The organism is Xanthomonas protegens, from assembly GCF_038442435.1.
Taxonomy (GTDB): domain Bacteria; phylum Pseudomonadota; class Gammaproteobacteria; order Xanthomonadales; family Xanthomonadaceae; genus Xanthomonas_A; species Xanthomonas_A sontii.
The window spans coordinates 1-14,426 of sequence record NZ_JAQJCQ010000024.1; the positions used below are offsets into that span (position 1 = coordinate 1).

Here is a 14,426-nt window from a genome sequence, read left to right on the forward strand (position 1 = left end):
CGGCTTCAGCCGCGACGGGCCTTCCCGGTAACGCCCGTCGCGGCTGAAGCCGCTCCTCCCCGCAATCGCGCGCAGCGGCATGCCGCCTCGGGCGACCCGTCCCTGCGCCGCGCCGTACACTGACCGATCCGCCGTCGCTGTCCGAGTTCGCATGCCCGTGTCGCCCGCCTGTCGTGTCCGCCCCGTCGCCATGATGCTGGCGCTCGCCCTGGCCGCCTGCAGCGGTCCCGCGCTGCGTGCGCCGTCGCCTGCGCCGGCCAAGGCGGTGGGCTATCTGCCGGCCGCGGCGGTGCCGGACAGCCTGCAGTTGCTGCCGCCGCCACCAGCGGCCGGCTCGCCCGGCGACGCGCTGGACCTGGGGGTCAACCGTGAGGCGCTGGCCCTGCGCGGCAGCGCGCGCTGGCAGCAGGCCGCGCGCGATGCCGACCTGAGCTTCCCGACCGGCGCCGGCCAGTTCGCCTGCGCGCTGGGCGTGGCGATCGATGCACAGCACACCCCGCATCTGTACACCCTGCTGGAGCGCAGCCGCATCGACGCCAGTGCCGCCACCAAGGCGGCCAAGCGCCGGTACCAGCGCGCGCGGCCGTTCCTGCGCAACGAGCAGGCGGTGTGCACCCCGGGCGATCTCGACGACCTGCGCCAGAGCGGCTCCTATCCGTCGGGACACAGCGCCATCGGCTGGGCCTGGGCGCTGATCCTGAGCGAGATCGCGCCCGAACGCGCCACTGCGCTGATCGCGCGCGGCCGCAACTACGGCGAGAGCCGGCTGGTGTGCAACGTGCATTGGCAGAGCGACGTGCTCGCCGGCCGCTTCATGGGCGCGGCCACGGTGGCGCGGCTGCACGACGACCCGACCTTCAGCGCCGACCTGGCCGCGGCGCGCGGCGAGATCGCCGCCGCCCGCGCGACCGGGCGGATGCCGGCCGGCGACTGCGCCGCGGAGAACGACGTCCTGCAGGTGCGCCCGGCCAGCGCGCTGTAAGGCGACCGCCGCGCGCGGCCACACGACGGCCACGCGCACGGCGGCCGACACCTCACGCGTCGAGCGCGTCCTCCACCGCCACGGCCGGCGACGCCGCCGCGGTGTCTTCCGCAAGCCGCGAGACCTGCGCCGGTCTGTGTGCGGGCGCCGGCGCGCCCAGGCGGAACAGTGCGACCGACTGGCTCAGTTGTCCGGCTTCCTCTTCCATGGCGCGCGCCGAGGCCGTGGCTTCTTCGACCAGTGCCGCGTTCTGCTGGGTGGCCTGGTCCATCTGCGCCACGGTGGTGTTGACCTGTTCGATGCCGGCCGACTGCTCGCGCGAGGCCGCGGAGATCTCGCCCATGATGTCGGTGACGCGCTGCACCGAGGCGACGATCTCCTGCATGGTGGTGCCGGCCTGGCCGACCAGGGCCGAGCCGTCGGCCACGCGCTCCACCGACTCGTCGATCAGCCCCTTGATCTCCTTGGCCGCATTGGCCGAGCGCTGGGCCAGCGTCCGCACCTCGCTGGCGACGACCGCGAAGCCACGACCCTGTTCGCCGGCACGCGCGGCTTCCACCGCGGCGTTGAGGGCGAGGATGTTGGTCTGGAAGGCGATGCCGTCGATGACGCCGATGATGTCGCCGATACGCCGCGACGAGGAGGCGATGCCCTCCATCGTGCTCACCACCTGGCCGACCACGTTGCCACCCTGCACCGCGACCGCGGCGGCGCCGGCGGCCAGGCGGTTGGCCTGCTGCGCGTACTCGGCATTCTGCTTGACCGTGGAGGTCAGCTCTTCCATCGACGCGGCGGTTTCTTCCAGGCTCGCCGCCTGCTGCTCGGTGCGGCGCGAGAGGTCGTCGTTGCCGGCGGCGATCTCGGCGGCGGCCGCATCGATCGCGGCGGACGAGTGCTGGATGCGGCCGACGATCTCGGTCAGACGCGCGACGGTGGCATTGGCATCGTCGCGCATCCGCGCGAACACGCCTTCGAACTCGCCGTGCATGCGCCCGGTCAGGTCACCGCTGGCCACCGCCTGCAGCAGCGAGGAAAGCGCGTTGAGGTTGCGATCGGCCGTGCTCATCAGCTGGTTGAGGTCGACCAGGATCTGCCGGAAGTCGAAGTCGAAGGCGGCCTCGTCGCTGCGCGCGGTGAAGTCGCCGGCCGCCGCCGCCGCGGCCATCCGCTTGATTTCGCCATTGATCCGCAGCAGGTTGCGGCGCACGTCGTTGAGCGACTGGGTGATGACCGCGCGTTCGCCCGGCAATGCTTCCAGTTCCTGCGACAGATCGCCGCGAGCGTAGCGCTTGATCAGCTCGACCACGCGCAGGGTCACCGCGATGTGCCCCTCGACCAGGGCATTGCCGGCCTGGACCATGCTGCCGAATTCGCCGGGGAACTCGCTGGCGACGATGCGGTGGCTGGTGACGCCGGCCTCGTGCTGCGCGCCCATCTCGGTCTGTGCCTGGATCACGCGGCGCAACTGGCGCTGCATGCTGTCCATGGCCTGCAGCAACTGGCCGACCTCGTCGCCGCTGTCGATGGCGATGGGGTTGTCCAGCTTTCCCTGCGACACCGCATGCGCGGTGCGGATGGCACGCCGCAACGGACGGGTGATGGCGCGCGCCACGATCCAGCCGAAGGCGATGCAGGCCAGCGCGCCGAGCACGCCCACGATCAGGCCGCCGACGCTGGCGGCGATCGAACTGTCCACGGCGTTCTGCACGGTGGCGCGGAAGCGCGCGTCGGCGCTGTGGTGCATCGCGTTGAGGTGGGTGCGATAGCGCTCCAGCGACGGTGCCATCGCCTCCATCTGCGCCGCATCCGGTTCGCGCTGCTGCGCGAAGGCCGCGGCCACTGCCGCCGCATGCGCGTAGTACTCGTCGAACTCCTTGCCCAGCCGCGCCAGTTCCCGGGCATTGCCCGGGTCGGTCTGCTGCAGCTTCTGGTAGGACGCGTGGATCTGCGACGCGATCGGCGCGGTCGCCTTGAGCATGTCCATGTCGCCGGCCGCCGCCGCGCCGTTCAGTCCATTGATGATCTTGTCCAGCGCGGCGACGTTGCGCGTCATGGTGTCCAGCACCGGGAAGTGCACGTCGCGGATCGCCTCCAGATGCCCGTTGTTGCGCTGGAACACCACGGTGCTGAAGCCGATGTAGCCCAGCAGGCACAGGATCGACACCGCCGCCGGCAGCAGGATCTTCCAGAACAGCGGCAGGGAAAGCAGACGTCTCATCATGGAGGCTCTCCGGAGGCAATTAGGGCTTGAAGACGACCTTGACGCTCGCATCCTGCGTGCCGGCATCGATGTAGCCGATCGCGCCAGGCGACGCGGCGACCGCCTTCTTGACCGCATCGTCGCCGGCCACGTGCTTGGGACGCTGCGCCTTGCCGGTGAACATCAGCTGCGACCAGTACGACTTCAGCTGCGCGGCATCGCGGCCGGTGACCTTCTTGTAGAACTCCTCGCGCGCCTTAGCGCCCTCTTCCTGGTCGATCGGCGTGGCCTGCGCGCCGCCCGGCAGGCTGTTGGACTTGGCCAGGAAGATCTGCGACACCTGGTCCTTGCTCAGGCTGTCCACCGGGCTCTTGGACGACATCACCACCACCACCTCGGCCTGCGCGGCGGTGCAGAACAGCAGGGCCAGCGCCGCAGCGCCGGCAATCTTGTAAGCATTCATGGTGTCGTCCTCAGAACACGAAATCGAAGGAGGCCGACAGCAGGTTGTAGCTGCCGCCAGGACGGAAACCAGGCTGCAGATTGTCGAGACTGCCGTAGGAACCGGCGTTGTTGACGATGTGGCTGGCTTGGAACTTGAAGGCCGCGTTCTCGTACACATCCCAGCGCAGCGAGGCGGTGTAGCTGTGGCGGCCGTCCTCGGCGAGCGCGACGGCACGGGTCATCAACCCCAGCGGATCGGCGCCCGGGGCGATTACCGGCCCCTTCTTGTCGACGTTGGCGTAGGTCAGCGACGGGGTAAGTGCACCAAAGCGCGCGCCGGCGCTCACGTAGCCGGCGGTGGTCTTGCCATTGAGCGAGGGCGCGTAATCGGAGCGGATGACTTCGGCGCGCGCGAACCACGAGCCGGGATCGTAGCTGTAGCCGACGCTGGCGAAGCTGCCGGCGACGCCGACCGTGCTCAGCCGCTCGGCCAGGGCCGGGTTGATCCGACGGTACACGGCGAACAGGCGGTCCAGATCGTCGGTGCGGTAGTCGGCATTGCCCTTGATGTAGGCCACGCGGTAGGTGGAGGCGCCCTGGTCCAGGACCAGCGACAGGCCGCGCATCGCGTGCACTTCGGCCTTCTTGGAGTCGATGCGGCCGTAGAAGCCCTGCACGCTCAGCACGCTCTGGCCGACATTGCGCGTGTACACGCCTTCCACGCCGTCCATCGCCAGCAGGTAGTTGTAGACCTCGTAGGGCGGACGCACCCACGGCGTGGCGTAGCCGACGCGCTGGTACTCCGACAGCATGTACAGCGGCGCAGTGATGCGGCCGACACGCACGGAGAAATCCGGGGCGAACTGGTATTTGACGTGGGCCAGGGTGACCTTCGGCGCATACGAAGCGCGCTCGGCGTACTCGCTGGTGACCTGCAGCACGCCGCTGAACTTGTCGGTAAAGGTGGCGTTGACCTGCCCGGCGATGCGCGAGTCCGGACGCGGCGAGGTCCGCTGGCTGGCACCGGCGCCTTCGGTGGTCTGCAGGTCGGGCGCGAAGTCGGCGTGGTCCTCGGTGGAGTGCACCAGCCCCAGGGTGCCGAAGCCGCTGAAGGACAGCTCCGGGCCGTCCTGGGCCTGGACATTGCCGGCAGAGGCGAGTGCCAGCGCACCGCTCAACAGTAAAACCTTGAATTTCATTGAATTTCCCCAGATGCATGGCGGGTTGGCGATGGCCGACGATCCGACCGCATCCCTATCCCCGTGGATGCGACCCGTGACGGCAGTGAGCCGATAACGGCGTTCGCGCCGCGTTCTTGAGCGCTGTCATGGTTTTTACGACGAACGGTTCGCAGAACCCGGGCCGCGGTGTGCCCTGACGGCCGGCCAGCGGTGGCTGCGGCCACCCTGCCGTTGGACAGATGTCGGCCGTCGCGGCAGCCCGCTAGACTCGCCGCCACGACCCGCCAAGGACCTGCACCCATGACCCAGTGGTACTTTCTGACCGGCAGCGAACAGACCCGCTCCGGCCCGTTCGACGATGCCGATGCAGTCACCTTCGCCCGCAACAACCCCACGGCGCTGGCCTGGAGCCAGGGCCAGAACGGCTGGCTGCCGGTGGCGCAGATCGCGGCCCTGCAGGGCGGCGCGACGTTCCTGCCGCCGGGCCTGCCGCCGCCGCCGGCCGCAGGCGGCCGCGCCGACGAGATCGACTTCCGCATCGTCGGCCACGAAATGCAGTTCGTGGAGATCGAGCTGGACCCGGGCGAGAGCGCGGTGGCCGAGGCCGGCGCGCTGATGTTCAAGGACGCGGCGGTGCAGATGGACACCGTGTTCGGCGATGGCTCCGGCGGCAACCAGGGCGGGCTGATGGGCAAGTTGCTGTCGGCCGGCAAGCGCCTGGTCACCGGCGAGAGCCTGTTCACCACGGTGTTCACCCATCAGGGCCAGGGCAAGGCCAAAGTCGCCTTCGCCGCGCCCTACCCCGGCACGGTGCTGGCGATGAAGCTGGACCAGCACGGCGGCCGCCTGATCTGCCAGAAGGACAGCTTCCTGGCCGGCGCGCGCGGCGTGTCGCTGGGCATCCATTTCCAGCGCAAGATCATGACCGGCCTGTTCGGCGGCGAAGGTTTCATCATGCAGAAGCTGGAAGGCGACGGCTGGGTGTTCGTGCATGCCGGCGGCTGCGTGATCGAGCGCGAGCTGGCGGCCGGCGAGCGGCTGGACGTGGACACCGGCTGCGTGGTCGCCTTCCACGCCTCGGTGGACATGGACGTGCGCCCGGTCAGCGGCATCAAGAGCATGTTCTTCGGCGGCGAAGGCATGTTCCTGGCCACCCTCACCGGCCCCGGCAAGGTCTGGCTGCAGTCGCTGCCATTCTCGCGCCTGGCCGGACGCATGTTCGCCGCCGCGCCGCAGGGCGGCGGGCAGAACCGCGGCGAAGGCTCGGTGCTGGGCGGCTTCGGCCGCATCCTCGACGGCGACAACAACTTCTAAAGCAGGGCATTAGCCCCTCTCCCACCGGGAGAGGGGTTGGGGTGAGGGTACGTGCGCGCAGCGCCTCGGAGAATTAGTAGTTCAAGCCTCCACACCCTCACTCAATCACCCGCGCAGACCACACCATGACCTCCAGTCGTGGGCGGTGCAGGAGGATGCGGCTATCCTCGCGCCGGCTCCTTCCTTCTTCTTCCTTCCGCGACGCATCCATGACCGTGTTCCGCTCCCCGCGCCTGCTGCTGTCCCTGTCCCTGTTCGGCCTGCTTGCCGCCTGCGGCGGCGAACCCAAGCCGGCACCGCCGGCCCCGGTGGTGAGCGGACCCGCACCGGCGCCCACGCCGGCGGCCCAGCCGCTGCGCATCGGCATCGCCCTGGGCGGCGGTGCGGCCAAGGGCTTCGCCCACATCGGCGTGATCAAGATGCTGCAGGCCAATGGCCTGGAGCCGACGGTGGTGTCCGGCACCAGCGCCGGCAGCGTGGTCGGCGCGCTGTACGCCAGCGGCATGGACGCGTTCCAGATGCAGCAGGCGGCGGTGGCGCTGGACGAGAGCAGCATCCGCGACATGCGCCTGTTCTCCGGCGGCTTGGTGCAGGGCCAGGCGCTGCAGGACTACGTCAACGCGCAGCTCAAGGGCAAGCCGATCGAGAAGCTGGCCAAGCCGTTCGCCGCGGTCGCCACCCGGCTGGAAGACGGCGAGCGGACCGTGTTCGTGCGCGGCAATGCCGGCCAGGCGGTGCGCGCGTCCAGCAGCATCCCCGGCGTGTTCGAACCGGTGACCATCGGCAAGTTCCATTACGTGGACGGCGGCGTGGTCAGCCCGGTGCCGGTGGACGCGGCGCGCCAGCTCGGCGCCGACTTCGTCGTCGCCGTGGACATCTCCAGCAAGGCCAGCGGCAAGAACCCGGGCAGCATGCTCGGCACCGTCAACCAGTCGATCGCGATCATGGGCCAGCGCCTGGGCCAGCAGGAACTGGGCCGCGCCGACATCGTGATCCGGCCCAAGGTCAACGACATCGGCGCGGCCGACTTCGCCCAGCGCAACGCCGCGATCCTGGAAGGCGAAAAGGCCGCGCTGGCAGCGATGCCGCAGATCAAGGCCAAGCTGGCGCAACTGCAGCAGCAGCGCGCGGCCGCCGCAGCCGCGGCGGCAAAGGCCGCGCAACCGGCGCCGCCGCCGTGCGAGCCGCAATCGCGACTGGGACGCCTGCTGCGCCGCGACAATCCCTGCAAGAAGGACTGAGGCTTGCTCCCCTCTCCCCCCGGGAGAGGGGTCGGGGGTGAGGGTCCGACCGCAAGCACCGCTCGCGGCGCACGCAGCCCCGCCCACACCACACCGCCGCTCAGCACCGCCAGCGCAAGCGGAAACTATCAGCGCAACGCGCTCCGCCTACCGCCCCCCTCTCCCACCGGGAGAGGGGCTGGGGGTGAGGGTCCGACCGCTAGCGCAGTCTCCCTGCACAAGCGGCCACGCTATTACTGCGCCGCAGCTCAGTACCGCCAGCGCAAGGTAAAGCTGACGAAGCGCGGTTCGCCGTAGTTCTGGTAATCCAGGTTCGCCCAGTACTTCTTGTTCAATGCATTGGTTACCGCCAGCGTCGCGGTCCACTGCGTGCTGAGCTGGTAGTTGGCATTGAAATGCACCAGCGCGTACGGATCCTGCACCACGGTGACCGGGCGCGTGGCGGCGCTGCCGTCGCCGAGCGGGCGCTGGATGTTGTAGCCGCGCACCGCGCTCTGCCAGCTCACGCCGCCGCCCAGGCTCAGGCGCTGCCAGGCGCCCGGCAGGCGCACCTGGGTGGACAGCTGCAGATAGTCCTCCGGCAGGTTCGCGTAGATCGCGTCGGTGGGCGCGCGGGTGACCTTGGCGTGGGTGTAGCCGGCATTGAGCGTCCAGCCCGGGCGCAACTCGCCGTTGTATTCCAGTTCCCAGCCGCGGCTCTTGGTGCCGTCGACGCCGATGTAGGCCGAGCTGCCGTCGGGCAGCGAGGCTTCCGGCTGGGTCATGTCGCGCACCGCGTAGTTGTCCTGCTTGGCCTCGAACACCGCCGCGCTGAGCAGCGCACGGCCGTCGGCCAGCTGCGCCTTGATGCCCGCTTCCAGGTTGGAGCCCTGCACCGGCGCCAGCAGGTTGTTGTCCTTGTCCTTGTAGTTCTGCGGATTGAAGATCTCGGTGTAGCTGGCGTAGGTGGAGATGGCCGGGGTGATGTCGTAGACCAGGCCGACGTAGGGCGTGACCTCGTCGCTGACCCGGTAGCGACCGCTGGTGCCGGTGTAGCTGCCGTCGGCGGCGAAGGCCTGGGTGCGCGTCTGCCAGGAACTCAGGCGCGCACCGGCGATCAGCGACAGCGGTTCGGCCAGGCGCAGCCGGGTGGAGGCGTACACGCCGCGCTGGGTGGTGCGCGCCTCGCGCCGCGCGCCGGTACGCGCGGTGGTGATCTGGCCCACGTCGCCGTGCCAGTCGTAGACGTTGGGGATGTAGTAGCAGCGTTCGCGGCCGCAGGTGGTCCAGTCGCCCGGATAGCGCAGCGCCAGGGTCGGCGTGTTCGACTGCAGGTCCTGCCAGCTGCCGCCGAGGACCAGGTCGTGGTCGCGGCCGAACAGCGGGAAGCTGCCGGACAGGTACACGTCCAGGCCGTCGCGGGTGTCGGTGGTCTGCCCGGCGGCGGCGCGCAGGTAGATGCCGCTGCCGTCGCGCTTGGGATAGCCGCTGCCGTAGACGCGCAGGTTTTCGACCTCGCCCTCGGTGCGCGCCAGGTTGACCTTCAGCAGCCAGTTGTCGCCGAAGCGCTGTTCCAGGTTGGCGAAGGTGGTGTGGGTGTTGCGCTGCCAGCGCGCCCACTTCGGCGCCAGGTTGGTGGAGGTCGGCAGGTCGGCGAAGCTGCCGTCGGCGAAGAAGTACGGCACCGTGCCCCAGGTCGAGCCGACCGGGTCGTTGTCCTGGCGCTGGTAGCCGACGGTGACCGTAGTGGTGTCGGTCAGGTCGCCTTCCAGCACCGCCATCCCGGACATCTTCTGCTCGGTGTAGTGGTCGTAGTAGTAGCCGCGGTCCTGCCAGGCGGCGACGAAGCGGCTGCGGAAGCGGCCGTCGGCGGTCAGCGGCGCGGTGACGTCGGCCTGGGTGCGGCGGAAGTCCCAGGTGCCGAGCGAGGCCGCGAACGACGCATCGAAGCTCTTGCCGGGGCGCTTGCGCAGCAGGTTGACCGTGGCCGAGGGAATGCCGGCGCCGCTGAGCAGCCCGTTGGCGCCGCGGATCACCTCGACGCGGTCGTAGAAGACCATGTCGTATTCCTGGTTGGTGGAACCGCTGTAGGTGGGCAGGCCGTCGACCTGGAAGTCGGTGATCTGGAAGCCGCGCGCGAAGTACAGCGGGCGCTGGGTGTCGTAGAAGGACACGTTGACGCCGGTGACGTTGCGCATGACGTCGTTGACGCTGAACAGCGATTCCTCTTCCAGCCGCTGCTGGCCCAGCACGCTCACCGATTGCGGCGTCTCCTGCAGCGTCAGCGGCAGGCGGGTGGTGGTGGACGGCTGCGCGCGGCTCGGGCTGCCGCTGACCTCGACCTTGTCCAGCGTGGTCGGCTGCACGTCGGCCGCGGCCTCGGCCTCGGCGGCGAACAACGGTGCCGAGGCGGCGGAGAGCGCGGACAGCACGGCGAGGGACAACAGACGGCGTGGAGCGGAGGAAAGCATGGATCGATCTCGCGGGGTGGGGCGCGGCGGCGACACGGTCGCGCCGCGGTGGAGGAAAGGGACAGGCGCAGCCACGCTCCACGGCGGGAACCGACGTGGCTGGCCCGGCAGGGCTGGCGGAGGGGCTGTGGCCGTGGATGGCCGTCGCAGAACGCAAATGTAAATCGTTAGCAACAACTTAACAAGGGCGGCCACGCGCCGACACGCAGTGGCACGCGCCGCTGCCGGGCCGCTAGCCGCGCGGCAGCGGCAGGCCGGCGAAGCCCTTGACCGTGCGCAGCACGAAGCTGGAATTGACGTCGGCGACGCCGGCGGCGTTGAGCAACTTGTCCAGCAGAAACGCGGAGAAGTGCGCCAGATCGCGGACGTAGACGTGCAACAAGTAGTCCATGTCGCCGGTCAGCGCATGGCAGGCGACCACCTCGTCCCAGCCCTGCACGCTGTCGGCGAAATGGGCGATGCCGCTCTGGCCGTGCTTCTCCAGCTGCACGCGCACGAAGGCCTGCAGGCCCAGGCCGATCGCCGCCGGCACCAGCCGCGCGGCATAGCCGGCGACCACGCCCTCCGCCTCCAGCCGCTGCACCCGGCGCAGGCAGGCCGAGGGCGACAGGTTCACCTGCGCCGCCAGCTCGGCATTGCTGGCGCGGCCCTGCCGCTGCAGCAGGGCGAGCAGGCGCAGGTCGGTGCGGTCGAAGGTCGGCGATCCGGTCATTTATTGCTCTGCAACATGGCGTCTGCGCAACAATCTTGCGCGCAGCGCGCCGATCCATGCAACTTCGCAAGCTCATTGCGCGCCCGCGCGCCTACCATCGTGGTATTCCTTTCCGGAGCGTCGACCATGGACACCGCACCGCGCCGCGTCGAACACCAGCAGACCGACAAGGGCTACGTGCCGGTCTACACCACGGCCGTGGTGACCCAGCCGTGGGACAGCTACAGCGCCGACGACCACGCCACCTGGGGCACGCTGTACACGCGCCAGCGCGAATTGCTGGTCGGCCGCGCCTGCGCCGAGTTCCTGCAGGCGCAGGACGCGATGGGCATGAGTTCGCAGGCGATCCCGCGCTTCGACGAGCTCAACGCGGTGCTGCAGGCGACCACCGGCTGGACCCTGGTCGGCGTGGAAGGATTGCTGCCGGAGCTGGACTTCTTCGACCACCTGGCCAACCGCCGCTTCCCGGTGACCTGGTGGATCCGCCGTCCCGAGCAGATCGACTACATCGCCGAGCCGGACCTGTTCCACGACCTGTTCGGCCACGTGCCGCTGCTGATGAACCCGCTGTTCGCCGACTACATGCAGGCCTACGGCCGCGGCGGCGTCAAGGCGCACGCGATCGGTCCGGAGGCGCTGCAGAACCTGACCCGGCTGTATTGGTACACGGTGGAGTTCGGCCTGATCGACACCGCCGACGGCCTGCGCATCTACGGCGCCGGCATCGTCTCGTCGAAGGGCGAATCGCTGTACTCGCTGGAGTCGGACGCACCCAACCGCATCGGCTTCGACCTGCAGCGGATCATGCGCACCCGCTACCGCATCGACACCTACCAGAAGACCTACTTCGTCATCGACAGCTTCGAACAGCTGATGCAGGCGACCTCGCCGGACTTCACCCCGATCTATGCGGCACTGGCGGACCAGGTGCATCTGCCGGCCGGCCAGGTGCAGGCGCAGGACCGCGTGTTCCATGCCGGCAGCGGCGAAGGCTGGGCGGACGGCGGCGACGTGTGAGGTGGGGCGATGTCCGTCTCCGCCGAGCTTGACGGAGACGGACATGGCGCAGGGTCAATCGGTGCCGTACTTCGGGTTGTAGGGTCCGTACAGCAGACCGCCAGGGTGGCCGGCGGAGAGCAGACGCTGGCTGGCCACGTTACCCATCTGATGCCCTTGGTCGGTGACCTGGTTGACGACCTGATTGATCGCAGCCGTCACCAACATCCCGACCAGGCCGCCACCAGCGTTGTTCTGATTTTCGCCGCTCGACGCCTGTGCCTGGCCCTGCCACAGCACCGTGCCGGTGCGAAGATCCACCAGCTTGGCGTTGGCCGAGACGACGACCACGCTGTTGATGATCTGATACACGGCACCGTACTTTTCCACGGTGATGTACAAGGCAGCGTCGGCTCCGAAGATCTCGCGCAGCTTCTCCGGCGCGACCGCCTGCGCCTCGTCGGCCAGCGTGATGCCGTTCTGCTTGAAGGTCTCGTAGACCGGCGCCACCGGCATCACGTAGTAGCCGGCTTCGGCCAACGGCAGCGTGGTCACCGACAGCACGCTCAGGCTGGCGTTGACATCCGGGGCATGGCTGACCGGCGGCAGGACCAGGATCGACCGGGGCTTGCTGGCCTTGTACGCGCTGTAATCGCGGGACATCGGCTGCGTCGCGCAAGCGCTCATTAGCAGGCCAAGCACAGCCACGCAGGCCATTCTTGCGACGTTCTTCATTGCGCGCTCCTCGCTTTGCTGGCGTTCTTCAGCAACAGATCGATGTACGTGGTGGATTCGGGGTACTGCGTCTTCTCGGCGAGGAGTTGCTGCTGGGCCTTGGCATCGTTGCCGGTTTCGGCATAGAGCATCCCCAGATGCGCCTGCAGTCCAGGCGGCGGCCTGCGGTTGGCGGCCTGCATCACCTGCAGGTCCTTTTCCAGCGCCTGGATCTGTTGCTCCGGGCTATCGCCCTTGAAATGGCTGTAGACCTGATCCTGGTAGCTGCCCCACTGGTAGAGCGATGCGCTCTGGTGGGCACAGCCGACCAGCGCGAGCATGGCGCACGCGCCAAGCCAGAACCGCTTGCGGACGTTGATGGTGTTCATGTGCGAGGGTCCGTTGCGGGTCACTTGACCGGCTTCCATGCGCCGGAGTCGACCGCGGCGGTGAGATTGTTGACAGCCTCGCGGATCGCCAGATCCAGGACTTTGCCGTTGAGCGTGGAGTCGTAGCTGGAGGTCCCGCCAAAACCGACGACCTCGCGGTTGGACAACGTGTACTCGCCGCCACCCTGGACCGAATACACCACTTCGGACGTCGCACTATCGACCACGTTCAGGCTGACCTTCGCATAGGCCTGCTGCTGCTTGCCGCGTCCGAGGATGCCGAACAGCTGCGTATCGCCGGTCTCCTTGCGGCCGAACTCGGTCACGTCGCCGGTGAGGACGTAATCGGCGCCCTTGAGTTGCTGTGCCTGCCCCTTGATCTGCGCTTCCTGCTTGATCTCGCCCATGTTGTCGCGATCCAGCACGCGGAAGCGATTGGTCTGTTGCAAGTGGGTGATCAGGATGGTCTTGGCCTGGCTACCCAGACGATCTGCGCCATCGGAAAACAGGCCACGCATGAAGGACGAGCGGTTGTCGAACTTGCCCACCGCGATCGGCGCGCGTGCGCCGGCGTAAGGCACGCTGGCCGCCGCAACGGTCTGCGGTTTGACGCTCTGATGGGTTTCGGTCGCGCAGGCCGCCAGGCCCAACGCAAGCGTCAACCCCATGGTCCCCTTGATCACACTGTTCTTCATCGATTGCCCCTTGTTGATACAGCTACGAAAAAACCATTCGCCGGCGGCCCTATCCTTGCCCAGCGTCGCTGCATGCGACAGGCATGCACGACCGCACGCGTACGACGCGAGCCGGGCCATCGGCGAGAACAGGAAACAGGCACAGCGGAAGATCGATGTCGCTCCATGACCATCCTGCGCAGGGCAGGGAAAGAAAAATCCATGTCGTCCCGCGACGCAGCGGGACCCAGCTAGGTGATGGGTATCGGCGGCGCTAGGTGGAACTTTAGAAATTTTTTGCGGGCCCGTCGCAATGCAGGCGTGCACGGGCCGTGTTGTCTCGGTCGCCGAACCTGGATGCTGCGCCATCGCGCTGCGGCACACTGCACCGCGCCAGAGATCGGCCAGTACACAGCGGAGAATAGGCAATGCGCCGATCCCGGGCCATCGACGGCGACCCTACGCTGCGCAGCGAGCGAGATCGGTGCGCCACGACGCGGCCACCCCGGATTCCCGGATGCTCCCGCCCAACGCATGTTGGCGGTCCTGTGCGTCGGGAGAACCCAAATGCTCATTTATGTCGGCCTGGACGGCGATCAGGCGGATCAGCGCGGCGCCAAGCTGAAAGCCTTGCAATCCCACTTCGGCGAAACCCAATCGCATGCGCTGACACTGCTCGACGCGGCCTCGCTATCGCCCAGCAACAAGACGCGCGGCAAGCGCCTGGTGATCAATTCGCACGGCAACGTCAACGTCTTCGCCGGGCTTGCACCGGAGGCATTCCTGCAGCAACTGCTGGCCAAGGGGCTGGGCAAGGAGTCGTTCGAGGAGATCGTGCTGATGGCCTGCCAGGTCGGCGCGCAGAGCCAGAGCAACTCCATCGCCAACAACTTCGCCAAGGACCTGAAGCGCTTGCTGGTCGGCCACGGCATCCTCGCCAAGCTGTACGCGCCGCGCGGCACGCTGACCTACCTCGTGCACACCGAGCAGAAACTGGGCCAGACGTTCTACGTGGTGGACAGCATGCATATCGCCTGCCCGGAGCGGAACTATCCGCTGGCGGAAGGCCTGCTGCTGGTGCAGTGAGTTCGCATGCCAACGCCCCGCAGATGCGGGGCGTTTGGCGAAC

General features: G+C 68.3%; 13 protein-coding genes. 5 read left to right on the plus strand and 8 right to left on the minus strand.

The window, feature by feature from the left end:
• The first annotated feature begins 151 nt into the window (after positions 1 to 151).
• A complete protein-coding gene (locus tag PIQ37_RS19800; protein WP_342074779.1) occupies positions 152 to 982 on the plus strand; it encodes an acid phosphatase in 831 nt (276 codons plus the stop codon).
• A 52-nt stretch (positions 983 to 1,034) separates the two neighbouring features.
• Here the strand turns inward: PIQ37_RS19800 and PIQ37_RS19805 are convergent, their stop codons facing one another.
• The 3 genes from PIQ37_RS19805 to PIQ37_RS19815 are packed head-to-tail and all read right to left on the minus strand — an operon-like array spanning position 1,035 to position 4,825.
• Positions 1,035 to 3,203, minus strand: a complete 2,169-nt coding sequence (locus PIQ37_RS19805) for a methyl-accepting chemotaxis protein (RefSeq protein ID WP_342074780.1) — start codon at positions 3,201 to 3,203, stop codon at positions 1,035 to 1,037.
• A 19-nt stretch (positions 3,204 to 3,222) separates the two neighbouring features.
• On the minus strand, positions 3,223 to 3,645 hold the full coding sequence (locus PIQ37_RS19810; protein ID WP_342074781.1) for a type 2 periplasmic-binding domain-containing protein: 423 nt from the start codon (positions 3,643 to 3,645) through the stop codon (positions 3,223 to 3,225).
• A 10-nt stretch (positions 3,646 to 3,655) separates the two neighbouring features.
• Positions 3,656 to 4,825, minus strand: coding sequence for a hypothetical protein (locus PIQ37_RS19815; RefSeq protein WP_342074782.1), 1,170 nt, complete (start codon positions 4,823 to 4,825; stop codon positions 3,656 to 3,658).
• Positions 4,826 to 5,107: 282 nt separating this feature from the next.
• Here PIQ37_RS19815 and PIQ37_RS19820 point away from each other — a divergent pair, with 282 nt between their 5' ends.
• Both PIQ37_RS19820 and PIQ37_RS19825 read left to right on the plus strand, forming a co-directional pair.
• A complete protein-coding gene (locus PIQ37_RS19820) occupies positions 5,108 to 6,121 on the plus strand; it encodes a TIGR00266 family protein (RefSeq protein ID WP_017917182.1) in 1,014 nt (337 codons plus the stop codon).
• Positions 6,122 to 6,330: 209 nt separating this feature from the next.
• The gene (locus PIQ37_RS19825; protein WP_342074783.1) at positions 6,331 to 7,362 is read left to right on the plus strand and encodes a patatin-like phospholipase family protein; all 1,032 of its coding nucleotides are present in this window, start codon (positions 6,331 to 6,333) and stop codon (positions 7,360 to 7,362) included.
• Between the two features lie 248 nt (positions 7,363 to 7,610).
• On the opposite strand, the gene PIQ37_RS19830 is transcribed toward PIQ37_RS19825, so the two are convergent.
• Positions 7,611 to 9,812 carry a TonB-dependent siderophore receptor gene (locus tag PIQ37_RS19830; RefSeq protein WP_342074784.1) on the minus strand — a complete coding sequence of 734 codons (2,202 nt, stop codon included), beginning with the start codon at positions 9,810 to 9,812 and terminating at the stop codon, positions 7,611 to 7,613.
• A 232-nt stretch (positions 9,813 to 10,044) separates the two neighbouring features.
• Positions 10,045 to 10,524, minus strand: coding sequence for an Lrp/AsnC family transcriptional regulator (locus PIQ37_RS19835; protein WP_342074785.1), 480 nt, complete (start codon positions 10,522 to 10,524; stop codon positions 10,045 to 10,047).
• 126 nt (positions 10,525 to 10,650) lie between these two features.
• On the opposite strand from PIQ37_RS19835, the gene phhA reads away from it, so the two are divergent.
• The gene (gene phhA / locus PIQ37_RS19840; protein ID WP_342074786.1) at positions 10,651 to 11,541 is read left to right on the plus strand and encodes a phenylalanine 4-monooxygenase; all 891 of its coding nucleotides are present in this window, start codon (positions 10,651 to 10,653) and stop codon (positions 11,539 to 11,541) included.
• 54 nt (positions 11,542 to 11,595) lie between these two features.
• Here the strand turns inward: phhA and PIQ37_RS19845 are convergent, their stop codons facing one another.
• Genes PIQ37_RS19845 through PIQ37_RS19855 form a run of 3 tightly spaced genes read right to left on the minus strand, consistent with a single transcriptional unit; the run spans position 11,596 to position 13,438 of the window.
• Positions 11,596 to 12,255: a DUF799 domain-containing protein gene (locus tag PIQ37_RS19845; RefSeq protein WP_342074787.1), complete on the minus strand. Its 660-nt coding sequence runs from the start codon at positions 12,253 to 12,255 to the stop codon at positions 11,596 to 11,598.
• Complete coding sequence (locus PIQ37_RS19850; protein WP_342074788.1) at positions 12,252 to 12,623, minus strand: DUF4810 domain-containing protein; 372 nt, start codon at positions 12,621 to 12,623, stop codon at positions 12,252 to 12,254. The genes PIQ37_RS19845 and PIQ37_RS19850 overlap by 4 nt, the downstream gene beginning before the upstream one ends.
• A 20-nt stretch (positions 12,624 to 12,643) precedes the next feature.
• Positions 12,644 to 13,438 carry a CsgG/HfaB family protein gene (locus PIQ37_RS19855; protein ID WP_342074789.1) on the minus strand — a complete coding sequence of 265 codons (795 nt, stop codon included), beginning with the start codon at positions 13,436 to 13,438 and terminating at the stop codon, positions 12,644 to 12,646.
• A gap of 426 nt (positions 13,439 to 13,864) precedes the next feature.
• Here PIQ37_RS19855 and PIQ37_RS19860 point away from each other — a divergent pair, with 426 nt between their 5' ends.
• Complete coding sequence (locus tag PIQ37_RS19860; RefSeq protein ID WP_342074790.1) at positions 13,865 to 14,383, plus strand: hypothetical protein; 519 nt, start codon at positions 13,865 to 13,867, stop codon at positions 14,381 to 14,383.
• Positions 14,384 to 14,426: the final 43 nt, after the last annotated feature.

Bases quoted from the DNA above. Each gene is read 5' to 3' on its own strand.
- PIQ37_RS19830 (WP_342074784.1), bottom strand. From the start codon at position 9,812: ATGCTTTCCTCCGCTCCACGCCGTCTGTTGTCCCTCGCCGTGCTGTCC.
- PIQ37_RS19860 (WP_342074790.1), top strand. From the start codon at position 13,865: ATGCTCATTTATGTCGGCCTGGACGGCGATCAGGCGGATCAGCGCGGC.
- PIQ37_RS19825 (WP_342074783.1), top strand. From the start codon at position 6,331: ATGACCGTGTTCCGCTCCCCGCGCCTGCTGCTGTCCCTGTCCCTGTTC.
- PIQ37_RS19845 (WP_342074787.1), bottom strand. From the start codon at position 12,255: ATGAAGAACGTCGCAAGAATGGCCTGCGTGGCTGTGCTTGGCCTGCTA.
- PIQ37_RS19800 (WP_342074779.1), top strand. From the start codon at position 152: ATGCCCGTGTCGCCCGCCTGTCGTGTCCGCCCCGTCGCCATGATGCTG.
- PIQ37_RS19805 (WP_342074780.1), bottom strand. From the start codon at position 3,203: ATGATGAGACGTCTGCTTTCCCTGCCGCTGTTCTGGAAGATCCTGCTG.
- PIQ37_RS19855 (WP_342074789.1), bottom strand. From the start codon at position 13,438: ATGGCCCGGCTCGCGTCGTACGCGTGCGGTCGTGCATGCCTGTCGCAT.
- PIQ37_RS19815 (WP_342074782.1), bottom strand. From the start codon at position 4,825: ATGAAATTCAAGGTTTTACTGTTGAGCGGTGCGCTGGCACTCGCCTCT.
- PIQ37_RS19810 (WP_342074781.1), bottom strand. From the start codon at position 3,645: ATGAATGCTTACAAGATTGCCGGCGCTGCGGCGCTGGCCCTGCTGTTC.
- PIQ37_RS19835 (WP_342074785.1), bottom strand. From the start codon at position 10,524: ATGACCGGATCGCCGACCTTCGACCGCACCGACCTGCGCCTGCTCGCC.
- phhA (WP_342074786.1), top strand. From the start codon at position 10,651: ATGGACACCGCACCGCGCCGCGTCGAACACCAGCAGACCGACAAGGGC.
- PIQ37_RS19820 (WP_017917182.1), top strand. From the start codon at position 5,108: ATGACCCAGTGGTACTTTCTGACCGGCAGCGAACAGACCCGCTCCGGC.
- PIQ37_RS19850 (WP_342074788.1), bottom strand. From the start codon at position 12,623: ATGAACACCATCAACGTCCGCAAGCGGTTCTGGCTTGGCGCGTGCGCC.